Origin of the sequence: Arthrobacter sp. U41 (assembly GCF_007679325.1) — a bacterium.
Lineage (GTDB): Bacteria > Actinomycetota > Actinomycetes > Actinomycetales > Micrococcaceae > Arthrobacter.
Genome location: NZ_VEGI01000004.1, coordinates 58,303 through 70,615, shown reverse-complemented (window position 1 = coordinate 70,615; position 12,313 = coordinate 58,303). Strand labels below are relative to the sequence as shown.

The 12,313-nt window shown below is 61.9% G+C and carries 11 protein-coding genes; 2 read left to right on the top strand and 9 right to left on the bottom strand.

Annotated elements, in window-relative coordinates; all coding sequences use genetic code 11:
• Nucleotides 1-47 precede the first annotated feature (47 nt).
• From FS787_RS13145 to FS787_RS13110, 8 genes are all read right to left on the bottom strand, one after another.
• Nucleotides 48-1,388: a NosD domain-containing protein gene (locus FS787_RS13145; RefSeq protein ID WP_144672889.1), complete on the bottom strand. Its 1,341-nt coding sequence runs from the start codon at nucleotides 1,386-1,388 to the stop codon at nucleotides 48-50.
• A gap of 82 nt (nucleotides 1,389-1,470) precedes the next feature.
• Nucleotides 1,471-2,421 carry a carbohydrate kinase gene (locus FS787_RS13140; protein WP_144672888.1) on the bottom strand — a complete coding sequence of 317 codons (951 nt, stop codon included), beginning with the start codon at nucleotides 2,419-2,421 and terminating at the stop codon, nucleotides 1,471-1,473.
• A 145-nt stretch (nucleotides 2,422-2,566) separates the two neighbouring features.
• On the bottom strand, nucleotides 2,567-4,150 hold the full coding sequence (locus FS787_RS13135) for a glycoside hydrolase family 32 protein (RefSeq protein ID WP_144672887.1): 1,584 nt from the start codon (nucleotides 4,148-4,150) through the stop codon (nucleotides 2,567-2,569).
• A gap of 40 nt (nucleotides 4,151-4,190) precedes the next feature.
• Nucleotides 4,191-5,234 (bottom strand): LacI family DNA-binding transcriptional regulator, encoded by a 1,044-nt coding sequence (locus FS787_RS13130; protein ID WP_144672886.1) that lies wholly within the window; start codon nucleotides 5,232-5,234, stop codon nucleotides 4,191-4,193.
• Nucleotides 5,235-5,499: 265 nt separating this feature from the next.
• Complete coding sequence (locus FS787_RS13125) at nucleotides 5,500-6,489, bottom strand: carbohydrate ABC transporter permease (protein ID WP_260982550.1); 990 nt, start codon at nucleotides 6,487-6,489, stop codon at nucleotides 5,500-5,502.
• Nucleotides 6,489-7,376, bottom strand: a complete 888-nt coding sequence (locus FS787_RS13120) for a carbohydrate ABC transporter permease (RefSeq protein WP_144672885.1) — start codon at nucleotides 7,374-7,376, stop codon at nucleotides 6,489-6,491. Before FS787_RS13120 ends, FS787_RS13125 begins: the two co-directional genes overlap by 1 nt.
• A gap of 83 nt (nucleotides 7,377-7,459) precedes the next feature.
• Nucleotides 7,460-8,740 carry an extracellular solute-binding protein gene (locus FS787_RS13115; protein ID WP_144672884.1) on the bottom strand — a complete coding sequence of 427 codons (1,281 nt, stop codon included), beginning with the start codon at nucleotides 8,738-8,740 and terminating at the stop codon, nucleotides 7,460-7,462.
• 370 nt (nucleotides 8,741-9,110) lie between these two features.
• Nucleotides 9,111-10,007 carry a serine hydrolase gene (locus FS787_RS13110; protein ID WP_144672883.1) on the bottom strand — a complete coding sequence of 299 codons (897 nt, stop codon included), beginning with the start codon at nucleotides 10,005-10,007 and terminating at the stop codon, nucleotides 9,111-9,113.
• A gap of 232 nt (nucleotides 10,008-10,239) precedes the next feature.
• Between FS787_RS13110 and FS787_RS13105 the strand changes: the two genes are divergently transcribed.
• Both FS787_RS13105 and FS787_RS13100 read left to right on the top strand, forming a co-directional pair.
• Nucleotides 10,240-10,785 (top strand): hypothetical protein, encoded by a 546-nt coding sequence (locus FS787_RS13105; protein ID WP_144672882.1) that lies wholly within the window; start codon nucleotides 10,240-10,242, stop codon nucleotides 10,783-10,785.
• Nucleotides 10,769-11,179 (top strand): hypothetical protein, encoded by a 411-nt coding sequence (locus FS787_RS13100; protein ID WP_144672881.1) that lies wholly within the window; start codon nucleotides 10,769-10,771, stop codon nucleotides 11,177-11,179. Before FS787_RS13105 ends, FS787_RS13100 begins: the two co-directional genes overlap by 17 nt.
• A gap of 79 nt (nucleotides 11,180-11,258) precedes the next feature.
• Here FS787_RS13100 and FS787_RS13095 read toward each other — a convergent pair whose 3' ends face one another.
• Complete coding sequence (locus FS787_RS13095; RefSeq protein ID WP_144672880.1) at nucleotides 11,259-12,122, bottom strand: TIR domain-containing protein; 864 nt, start codon at nucleotides 12,120-12,122, stop codon at nucleotides 11,259-11,261.
• Between the last annotated feature and the right edge of the window lie 191 nt (nucleotides 12,123-12,313).

The following is a 12,313-nucleotide window of genomic DNA, read 5'->3' as shown; positions in this document are numbered from 1 at the left end:
CCCCGCAGTAATGCAGCCTTCGCGGAAATGGTCAGTGTATGTGCTGCCTAGGAACCGACCGTGGGTGTGGCCCTAACGGCGTTAACTGCCCTATCTGCGATGACTTGGGCGTCACTTCCGGAATCAAGGATCGTATTCCGAGCTGATTCGGAATCGACCATGACGGTCGTAACAGCGAGGCCGTCCGAAGCCTCGGTCGTCAACAGAGCGTCCACCTGAGCCGAGAAGCAGGAGTCACTTGACGTGGAGCGGACGTCCATCGCCACCACATGGTTGTTGGAGACGAAGTTGCCAACCCCCGCCATCAGCCGGATGATGACCGGCGTCGCACCTGTCGGCCGGATGCTCTGTGAGTCGATGATCTCCGAGAAGTGGTTGCCGACGACAGAGTTGTTGCTGCCGCTGACACAGAGAAGTCCGTTGAGGTCGTCCAGGCCGTTGTCGACTCCCAGGAAGGGCGTCCAGGGCTCATGGTCACGCAGGAAGTGATTGGTGGCCACGAGGTTTTCCGAGCTGTTCCCTGCGAGATTCAGCATCCCAGGATAGAACGAATGCAAGCGGTTGTTGGTGACGCTTGACCGCGTGACGCCGTCGAGATGGACGCTGCTCGCACCACGGGGGAAGACGTTGTTCGCGGTGATCAGGAGCCCGCCATGATTCTCGGCGTAGATCGAGTGACCCTTGAAGCCTGCTCCGACCAAGTTGTCGGTGACCTTTGAAGCCTGGCCCCAACCGCGCAGCTCGATGCAGCTTCCGCATTCAGCGATGAAGTTGTCGTGAACGGACAGCGCGTCCGCGTTGTAGATAGTGAGGGCGTTCTCAAGGTAGACGAACCCCATGCCGGTTACGCGGAATGAGTCATTGGCGTTCGCGACGTAGATACCGGTCTTGCCGTTGACGTAGGTGTTCTCCGGATGCATCCCGGAGCCATCCGAAGTGAAGTGCAACCCGTCGATGCAGAAGTTGGAGAACTCGACCGAGCTGATCCGCGGGCTCCCGCTTCGCTCAACGTAGAAGGCGGCTCCCTTGGATTCCTCCCCGTCTCCGCCGAGCGGAATGTCGACGAGAATGCGGCTCCCTCCGGGCCACAGCTCATGCAGGTCGGGCCATTCTTCTTCGGGAACGTTGAACCGGATGCTCGACGACGTAAAGCCGTGTCCCGAGCCATGGATCCTGAGGAAGCTGACGTCGATCACCACTTGCGTACGAAGGGGGTAGTCCCCGGGCGGAATGTAGATCACCGCGCCTGGTTTTCCTCCATTGTTCGCATCGGTGACGGTCTGCCGGTCCTTGATGTCAGCGATGATGCTGTTGATTACTTCACCGACGTCCTCGGACGGATTGCCGACGGGCCACGTGGTCACGTCGTAGCAGTTGTTGCTTGACATAGGTTTTTCCCTTTGTGTTGTGGTTTCTCAGCCCTTGACGGCGCCGAGAGTCAGGCCAGCCACGATGTGGCGTTGCAGGGCTTCATTGGGCCACCGGTTGATGCTCCGGGAGTTCCGCTCGTAGTTCCTCTGACGTTGGAGGTTGAGCGCCTGGGCGGCGGACGGTGATAGCCGCTGCTTTAGATGCCATGCGGCCCAGCGACTCCAGCACCGACGGTGCCAGCCCATCTGCTCCGCGCATGAGGAGTCCGTAGATCAGGGCAGACATATACGCGTCCCCGGCCCCAATGGTGTCGACCACGGCGGACTTAACCGAGGGAACAACTACCCGCGTGCCTCCCGTTGTGAGCAGGGATCCCTCCGCTCCCATGGTGACGGCGACGAGTCCGGCCCCAAGTGCAAGGATACGTTTTGGGATGTCTTCCAGGGATAACCGCGGATAGAGCCACCGGGCGTCCTCGTCGCTGAGTTTAACTACCTCTGTGAACGGGACGAGCTCCTCGAAAATGGTTCTTGCCTCCAAGTGGCTGCCGAGCAGGGCAGGGCGGATGTTGGGATCGTAGGTGACGACGCAGCGCTTATGTGATTGCTCGAGAAGCTCTCTTACTACTGCCGCTCCCGGCGCTAGGAAGGTGGCTATCGAACCGGTGTGCAGGACTTTGGGAAGGGCCGCCGGAGCGATCCGCGGGAGGTCCCACCGGATATCGAAGTCATAATGTGCTGAACCATCGGAAGCCAGAACCGCAGTCGCCGTAGCGGTTCGGCCACGGCCCTTGGAACCGGGCAAGAGATTAACGCCGGCACTTTGCAGGTGCTTCTCGATAGCGGCGCCATAGTGGTCGTCGCCGATCGAGGTCAACAAGGCGGTGTCCACACCCAGCCTGCCGAGCCCGTAGGCAACGTTTGCGGGTGACCCGCCGGGGTGCTCCACGGTGCCTTGGGGAGAGACAACTATGTCCACGAGGGCTTCACCGACTACAACGACATCAATGCTCGGTGTGGGGTCCTCGTCGGTGTGCTGGACTGTTGGCATTCTGGACCTTTCTTGGAGTCACCCAAGGTGGATTCAGCGCGAAGCGCGCGGTTCTTCCGGGCATCGGGCTGGGGTGGATATTGTTGTGAGGGTATGAGGGAGCTTCTCGGAGGCTCATCCCTCCGTCGTTACCTCCATTCTTTGGTCAGGTGAGAGTTGAGACCGCGAGCTTCAGTATTGTCGCTGGACCTCCCTCAGCGGATAGCCAGTTCTCCTGGTTTTCGGTTTCGGGGAAGATGAGATCAGTCAGGACAACCTTGCCGCCCTGGACAAATACTTCGACCGAGCAGTGGTCCACGACGATGAGTAATTTGAGTACACCGTTTTCAAGGTCAACTGGTGCTGACTCGACCGAAGCGAATTTCGCGTGGAAGCAGGTGTCTCCTGATTGCCTGCGGTCAAGGATGAGTTGGGCGCTGGCCGTGTTGTAGCTAAGTAGGGTGCCCCTGCTCCCGTCACTGCTTCCGAAGAGTCGGAAATCAAGACGTTCGGCGTTGCCGGGCAGTATCTCCGCCTCGATGATTTGGGCGCTACCGGGTACCGCGTCCGGCAATCGGACTGCTGAGTTTCGGAGTTCATAGGTGTCTGTGTTCATGTGGTCCTTGGCAGTAGGCAGCTCTTCTCCTGCGCCGAGGTCGGCCAGGACCGGTTGCTGGATCAGACGGGCGGAGCCGTTGACTGCTATGAGGCGCACTTCGCGGGCGAGGGTCATCGAGGACCGCCAGGGGGAGGTGGGCAGTTCGTTGGCGTAGTCCCAGTTGTTCATCCAGCCGATGATGATGCGCCGGTCATCCGGGGCGTTGCTAAAGGATACGGAGGCGTAGCAGTCGCGTCCCCAGTCCAGCCACAGGCATTGCTGCAAGGCTGCCGAGCCTGCCTTGGCGTCGGGGAGGGACGCCAGCCCTGCTGGCGCCGCGAGTGAACCGGCGTCCGGGAGGAACCGGGCGCCGTCGAAGTGCCCGATGAAGTATTGGCCCCCGGAACCTCCTGCCACTGCGCCGGGGTTAATGTTAACGATCAGTACCCATTTGATGTTGTCCGGTTCCCCGTCCACCGCCAGGGGAAAGAGGTCGGGGCACTCCCATTCGCCGGCGTCGGCGTTGGCCGGGCCAAAGTCGCTCAGAAAGTCCCAGGATTTGAGGTCTTCCGAACGATAGAAGACCACCTTCTGGTGCTGCGCTTCGACGGCGACCATGACCCAGCAGGCACCTTGGTCCCCCTGATAGCGGAAGACTTTGGGATCGCGGAAGTTCGCAGAGTCTCTGGTGAGGACAGGGTTTCCTTCGTATTTTCGCCACGTCATTCCTGCGTCTGTGCTGTAGGCCAGAGACTGGGCTTGCGTGCCGCTGTGCTCGGACGCGGCTTTGTAGGCACTGGTGTAAATGGCTACGAGGGCAGGTGCGTCCGCCGTGCCGAAACCGGACGTGTTGCCGTGGTCGACTACGACACTGCCTGAGAAGATGTCCTCTGTCTCGTCGCAGGCAATGGCAACAGGGTGTTCCGTCCAGTGCAGCAAATCACGGGAGGTGGCGTGGCCCCAGGACATGTTGCCCCAGACGTTGCCGTACGGGTTGTTCTGGAAGAAGAGGTGGTACAGGCCGTCGTGGAAAACCAGGCCATTGGGATCGTTCAGCCAGGTATCCTGTGCCGTGAAGTGGATGGCCGGCCGGAACCTGGAGGTTCCGGCCGGGGCTGTTTTCGGGCGTGCGGTATCAAGGCGACTGGACATGTCTGGCATTCCTCTTGGGACGTGGAAGGGGGCTGGCTGCCTATGGCCGGGGAGCCGTGATGGAATCGCGGCGCACGAGGGGGCAGCTCAGAATGGTCGGGTGAAGTGCCATGAGGGTAAGGTCGGTCTTCCCCTCGACGGCGTCAATCAGGTGCTCGGTGGCCCAAGCCCCCATCTCGTAGTGAGGCAGGGCCACGGTGGTGAGGCCCGGGTGAAGGTTGGCGGCGATCAGTTCCTGGTCATCGAAGCCTACGACTGAAAGGTCAGCGGGGATTGTGAGTCCCAGCTCCGCAGCGGCGCGGTAGGCTCCCATCGCCATCCGGTCGTTGTAGCAGAACAAACCGGTGGGCGCGTCCTCGCGTGTCAGGATCCGCCGGGCCGCCTCATAGCCGCCTTGCACCTCGGAGACCTCGGACTCGACAGGTGCCGCGTCGCCGTCGAGCCCTGCTTCAGTAAGCGTGGCCCGGAAGGCCTGGAGCCGCTGACGGGTTGCGGGGACATCATCGGTGTTGTTGAGGAAGCCCACCCGGGTATGGCCGGCTTCGAGGAGCGCGCCCACGGCGGCGCGTGCACCGCCTTCTTCGTCCGGGATCACGGCTGTGATGTTCCCGCCGGTGGCCACCGAGTCGACCAGGACGGAGGGCACGCTGCCGAGGTTGGCCGGCAGCTCCACGTTGCGGTGGTACATGGTGGCGTAGAGGATTCCATCCACCCGGCGTTCCAGGAGGGCCTCGACGTCGGCCTGCCGGGATTCGAGGCTGGCCGAGCCGGAGGTGTTGATGATCATGAGGTTGTACCCCCGGGCTTTGGCGGCCTCCTCAGCGCCGAGGATGATCCGGCCGGCGTGGGGCGTGGTGGCGATATCCTCACTGACCAGACCCAGCATGCCGGTCCTCTGGGTGCGAAGGGCCTGGGCAAGGCGGTTGGGTCCATAGCCTAGTTGCTCCGCAATGGTCCTGACCTTGTCCCTGGTTTCGGGGCTGATTCGGGCGTAGGAAACCTCGTTGAGGACGTGGGAGACAGTTGTCACGGAGACGCCGGCGGCGACCGCCACGTCCTTGATACCGATGTTCCTGTTGCTCATCTGTCTCCCACGTCCTTATGGTTGGTCATGCTCTTGAGGGCCCGGGTTTACTCGGCCCAGTATCCGTGTTCGATGCCGCTCCTCGACCGGCGGCAGCACTTCGGGGTGCGCGTACTTGCCGGCCTAGTACCAGTAGGCTACCGAGGATTTGTCGTGGCCCTTGTGCCAAGCCGCTGAGCGGGATAAGTGGCTGCTCAGGTTCCATGTTCTCGTGCCTACCTTTCCGATTCCCGTCCTGGTGTTGTTCATTTTCGTTGTTGGTGGTCTAGCCCTTGACGGCGCCGAGCGTCATGCCCGCGACGATGTGGCGCTGCAAGAGAAGCGTGAGGAGGATGACCGGAATCGAGAACACGGCCGCCAGCGCGGTCATGGATCCCCAGTCCAGGCCGAACTGGGTCTGGAAGTTGGCGATAACCACGGGTGTGGTCTGCGAACGGACAGCTGTCATCAGGAGGGCGAAGAGGAACTCGTTCCAGGAGGCGAGGAACGCGAAGATCGCGGTCACTGCGATGCCGCCGGAGACCACGGGGATAACCACCCGCCAGAGTGCTCCGAGCCGGCTGCACCCGTCAACCGTGGCCGCTTCCTCCAGGTCCCGGGGGACAGCTTCGAAGAAGCTGGCCATCAACCAGATGGACAGTGGCAGCGAGATCGTGGTGTGCGCGATGGCCAGGGCGATGGGGGTGTCGGCCAGGCCGACGGCGGACATCATGGACGCCAGCGGAATCCCGATGGCAACCGGAGGGACCATGCGGGTGACTAGGGCCGCCATGATGAAGACCTGTCCGCTCGGTGTCTTGTAACGCGTAATGCCGTAGGCCGCCGGCACCGCCAGAACCAGGGAGAGCAGGGTACTGACGATGGCTGTCTGGACGCTGTTGATCATGGAGGCCAGCACGCCGCTGCGACCCAGTGCGGAGGTGTAGTTCTCCAGCGTCCATTCGCTGGGCAGGATGGTCGGCGGGACAGCGATCGTATCGATCGGGGTCTTGAATGAGGTCAGGACCAGATACACGAACGGGAACCCGTAGATCACCAGGGCCGCGGCGAGGACGATCCAGAGAAGGGTCCGGGTGCTGCGTTTCCCGGCCTCGAGTCCTTCCCGGTTTCGGCCCTTGCGTCGGGGCAGCCGTGGGACCGGAATCCGGCCGGTGCTCGCACCAACGGATGCGGACGCGGCGACGCCGGAATGGCCGGGGCGGTACTCGGGCGTTTGCTGCTTGAGGTCTGACTTGCTGGTTTCCAGGGAACTCATCAGCTGTCCTTTCCGGGGCGCCAGATGGTGGTGACGGCTACGAAGGCCACGGCCAGCATGGCGATCAGATAAATGGTGCCCATGGCGCTGGCCAGCCCGGGATCCCCAAAGCGGATCATGGTCCGGTAGATCAGCAGGCTCATGGTCTCGGATGCGGAATCCGGGCCGCCGTTGGTCTGAATGAGGATGACGTCGAAGGCGCGGGCGGCGTCGATCCCGCGGACGACGAGTGCGACGGCGATGACCGGGCGCAGCAGCGGAAGAATGATCCGGAACAGCAGCGCCGGTGCCCTGGCCCCGTCGAGGCGGGCCGCCTCGATCAGGTCCCCGGGAATGTTTTGCAGACCGGCGAACAGCACCAGACACATGAATGATGTAGTCAGCCAGATGTCCGGGATGGCCACGGAGAACAGGACAATGGACGGATCGGACAGCCAGCCGATCTGATTGGGATCCGACACGAGGCCCGCCCGGTGCAGCACAGTCCCGACAAGGCCGAAGTTGTCGATCATCAGGAACTTCCACAGCAGTCCGGCAACAATGGGCGCGATCATGAGGGGATAAAGGAAGACGGTGCGCCAGATCTGGGACCGTTTGCCCAGGGCGGTGAACAGCAGGGCCATACCCAGTCCGAGCGAAAACTCGAGTGTCACCACAATGAGGGTGTAGGCAAGAGTCCGCCAGCCGGCGCCCATGAACGCCTCCGAGGTGAAAGCCTCGGCATAGTTGGCAAGTCCGATGAACTCCCGTGAGCCTCCGGCCAGAGGGGAAATCTTGTAGAAACTGTCGGCGACAAGCCGGAGCAGCGGGTAAGCGACGAACACGGCGAGGAACAGTGCCGCCGGGGTCATCAGGTACAGAGCGAAGCGGCGATCGGAGAGACGCACGGGATTGCCTTCTGTTGAGTCGAACTTTCTTCGGTGGAGCTTCGCGGCCGGTACAGCTCCAGGCTGCGCCGGCCGCGAAGGGGCTACTTGATCAGGGCCTGGACCTTGGTCTTGGCCTCGGCGAGCAGGGCGGTGGTGTCTCCGCCGGCCACTGCCTTCTGAAGCGTCGGGACCAGAACCGTGTCGACAATCTGCTGCCACTTCTCGGTCGACGGGCGCGTGGCGGTGGCGTCCGCGTTGAGGGTAGCGATTAGCGGCTCGAAGCTTTCGTAGCCGGGCTTGTCCTGGTACTTCTCGAAGGCGGAGATCCGCGCGGCCAGGCCCAGTGAGGATTCCAGTCCGAGGTCGTTGTGGTCGTAGGCGCACTTAATGAACTTCTTGGCGTTCTCTGCGTTCTTGCTGGCCTTGGGGACCGAAAGGTACCAGGGGCCGGGAACACCGGCGACTCCCGCGGATCCGCCGATCATGGGGGCGGTTCCGACCTTGCCGAAGACGGGGGAGTCCTCGGGGATCTGGCGGTAGGCGTGGGCCCAGAACCGGGTCATGGCCGTCTTGCCCTGATTGAACAGGTTTTGCGCGGCAGCCCAGTCCACCTGCGCTGCGCCGGTCGGAGCCGAGTTGACCAAGCTGACGTAAAAGTCGAGGGCTTCCTTGTGCGCGGCGTTGTCGATGATGACGTTGTTGTCGGCGTCAAGGACCATGGGAGAACCGGCTTGGAGGACGTGAGCCATCCACTCGGTCTCCACGGCGCCCTTGACGTCAGTTCCGAACATGCCGTCCTTCGTGAAGAACTCGGAGACTTCCTGATACTGCTTCCAGGTTGTGGGGGCGGCCAGCGCGTAGCCGTACTTCGCCTCGAAGTCAGCCTTGTTTTTGGCGTCCTCAAACAGGTCCTTACGGAAGAGGATGATTTCCGCGTTGGTCCACGCCGGCATGCCGATGAAATGGCCGTCAACCTGAGCTTCCTTCACCAGGGCGGGGAAGATGTCCTTCTTGGCCTCGTCGGTGAAGAGTTCATCGATCGGCTGGACCGCGTCTTTGAAGTTCGGCAGCCAGACCGAGTCCAGGGCGGCGACATCGAAGGACACGCTGCCCGAGGAGAACTCGCTCGAGAGCCGGTTGAAAAGCCCCTCGTAGGGAAGCTCAACAAAGGTGGCGTCCACGCCGGTCTCGGCCTTGCAGGTCTCGGCGACCTTGGTGAGTTCCGCCTTGCCGCCTGCCTCGACGAGGACGGTGACCGCGTTGCTGGCATCACCGGAGGCGGCCGGTGCGCCGCCGGCGCCGCACCCGGTCGCCACGAGCGCCACGGTGGTGCAGAGGCCGCCCAGGGCGGCAAAACTAAAGAATTTGTTTCGAGTGGACATCGCTGTCGACTCACTTTCTCTCGAACGGAATGGCGAGAAGGAGCAAGGTGAAGAATCGTTTTGCCAAAACGACTTGGCATCACAATATGGCCTTCTTCAGGATTGTGTCAACCATCACTTTCGACATTTCTTTTGCTCTTGACGGAACGGCGTGACGCTGCGTAGCTTGGTGGACAAATCGTTTTTTCGCGCGCGGCAGCGGCACGCGGGCGCCGTCGCGGCAGACGCCGTCGCGTGCCTTTGCCCACATCCGGTAGCGACCGGAGCGTAGTAGTAGCCGCTAAGGAGTAGCACTAGCCATGAAGTTCGACGGCGGCACTCTGGTGGGGGTGCCTCCGTTGCCTGCCGCGACCCAGGAATTTCGGTCCCTTTAGGGTGCTGCCCGCGAGGCCCGCATCGCCAGCATCAGCCACACTGTTCGCGGGACCGGCCACAGGATTGCCAGCGCGAGAACCGGCACCAGGGAGATGCCGACGTCGGGAAACTGGCGGACGATGACGGACAGGCTGGTGTCGAACCGGGCGGGGGCGTAGACGAGGCACAACCACAGCGCGAACCCGTCGAGGGCAAGGGCCGCGGCCGCCCAGGCCAGGAGAACCGGCCGCTTTCCGGCAGGGGCAGGTCCCCGCGGCACCAGGAACCGGAGCACCAGCCACAGGCTCAGAACGTCCGCCAGCAACAGTCCGAACGCGACCGCCCAGCTGTAGCGCTGCAGCCAGTCCTCGTGCACCACCGCAGGCACCGGCGCCTGGCCGTGGAGAATCCGCAGGAGGTTGGTGTCGATCGCCTTCAGCCGTGACGGGGCAGCGGTGTCATTGCCGTTGATGACCAGGGCGACGCCAAGACGGGCGGACGGAACCATGGCCAGGTAGGTATGGCTGTTGCCCCATTCCCCCTGATGCTCCACGAGAAGAGGCAACGTCCCCTCCGGGACCGGCGGCGCTGCGGGATCGGCGGACTCCACCAGCGGCCGGGTGAACCACCCCATGGCGTAGCCCTTGGACCCGTCCACCTGCACCCGTGGCTCGAACATCGCCTCAACGCTCCCGGGCTGGAGGATCCGGGCGTCGCCGTACCGGCCGCCGTCGAGCAGGGCCGCCAGTTCCTGGCTCAGGTCCTCGGCCGATGAGTACATCGTGGAGGACGTCGTTCCGGTGGTGGGAGCGGGGACTTCGGTCTGTCGCAGCCACGCGCCAAACCACCGCGAATAGCCAGCGGCCGCGTTGTCTGCGCGGGCAGCAGCCCGCGTCGGATGGCTGTCAGCCATCTCCAGGGGCCTGAAGACGTGCTGCTGTAGGGGTCGAGGCTACGCTCGACTGAGCGATGGTCCGCGCGCTCCAACGGAGCGGGCCGGTCCCTGCCTTAGGGTCGCGCATGTGCAGGTTAGCGGGGTCGGGGACGGACCCCGCGTGTTCGCTGATTCCGTCACCCTCAACTCCCCCGTTCTGCGATGTGTGTATTATCGAGTTCGCAAAGAGATCTGGGGGAGAATGGCGGGGATGAACCTAAGCGACTGGATCGACACGAGCAATGCGCCTTCGCTGATCGACTGGATAAGCCTCTTAGGTGTCGTAGTCTCTGCTCTTGCGGCCCTGAGCGCGCGCCGTAAGGCGAAAGCAGTACAAGACTCAATCGCGGCTACCAAAAAGAAAATTGCCACCGCGCATCTCGGTAATGGTCTCGACGCCCTAAAGCGTCTCCATATTTCTTTAGACCAGGCCATCCAGGATGACGATGCCAAGGGCGCGAGATACGTCCTTCTTTGGATTACGCAAGAGAGCGCTCGCTGTTCAGCTCTGATCCGCGCGGTGGACGTGGCGAATGTTTCCAGTTCGGACTCGGCTGAGACCCTTACCGAACTGCTGGGTAGAATCTCTACAGGGGCGTCGGAGGCGAAATCGAAGACGATTACGAGCCCCAAGACCAAGGTGGCTACCATAACCAGATCTCTGAAGGCCGACTTGGACGCGTTGGCGTTTGACCTCGAGGGTGTTATAACTCAAATCGGATACGGAATGGAAGGCGACCTTGTTCACGCAGACTGAATGGCTGTCCCTGATAGACACTCTGGTGGAAAAGACGGCCAAAGAAGAAATCTCTTGGTTCCTCAATAAGCATGGTGCTTACCAGTACAGGCTGGACCCAGAAATAGCTCTGACGCTGAAGAGCATAGATGGCGACGACAGGGAGCCGTTTTCCCTGGTTATTTGGCGCCCGGAGGAATCTGCAGAGCGAAACTTGAAAGCGTACGCCGCTCTAAAGACAGGGGACCTGCAGGGTGAATGGGGGCCGATAGATCGCTTGGATGAGCTTTTCAAAACAGTGGAGCGGCAAGTACATGGGGCCTCTTCTGTCTTTAAGTCAATGATGGATAAGTTGGGAACTCCTAAGGGCGGGGAGAATGCCTCGTCCAGCGCTGACGACTTACCCCCGAGCTAGCAGGAGCTAGGACCGGTAGCGCATTGTCGCTAGTATTGCCGCCGGGCGTGGCGCAGTCTTATGAATGGCGTGGAGCAGATCACCGGCGGTCGCCGAACTCGCGACGAAGTGTGGCGAGGATTTCCCCGAACGTAGACTTCACGTTGCCCTTGTCGTATCTAATCTGCTGGACGCCGTCGAGGTTGCTAAAGACCTCGACTCCATTCTCGACGACTGCGATGGCGCGGTTGAATCCAAGTTTGCCTTGGAATAATCCAGCCTCGTGGACGACGTTTTGCCTTGCCCGCGCGTCCCCGTCGGACGTCTCGTCTTCCCCGGTCATGATGAGGAGCGCAAAGCTGCTCGCCGCCAGCATGCTGTCAAGCACGTCACGGATGGAGTGCCCAGCGCGGGCACCCACTTCGTAGGCCTCGATTGTGTAGTGGTGGCTATCGCGAAGATGATCTTTGATGTCCCGCCAATCCAAACTCCGACCATGTCCCATGAACACGACAACTGGCAACCTGGGCGGCTCGGGAATGGCCACTTCGGGCAACTTGCTGTCGGCCTCGGCGAGGTCGAAGAACCGCATAAGGCGGGCGACTTTGTCGTTGCTAGGCGCTGTCACGCTGACGACTGTGCCCCAGCTCGCGTGCCCCACCCTCAGGCTGAACCGTGATTGACCAACGGTGAGGTCCGCAGTTTCCGCGCCCCGATCATAAGACGCGTACCACTCATCGATGCTGTCGAATTCCCAAGACTCGTTACCATGGCCCGTTCGGAAGCTACTGTGGCAGTAACCCGGCTGGTAGGTCATAGGGAACTCTTCGCCCACCTGCTTCGACTCGTGCTCGGCTCTCGCCAGAGCCTCTGCCTCGGCGCCCAGCTTTTCTAGTTCTTCCAGAGCGTGACTGATTACGCCGCTCGCGAACCGAGTTCGCGTGAAGGTCTTCTCTAGTTCCAATTTTGACTTCCTCTGATCAAGACTCAGCGCCGACTATAGCGCACCGCCGTACACGGGGCGGGCGCCTCGGTAGTGTACGGCGTCTCAGTAATGTCTGGGCTGCCCGGAATGTGCACTCTGCATTGGAACTCTGCAGATGACGCCATCATAGGGTGCCTGGGATAGCCTGCCGAATCAAGGACTGCTGCGCT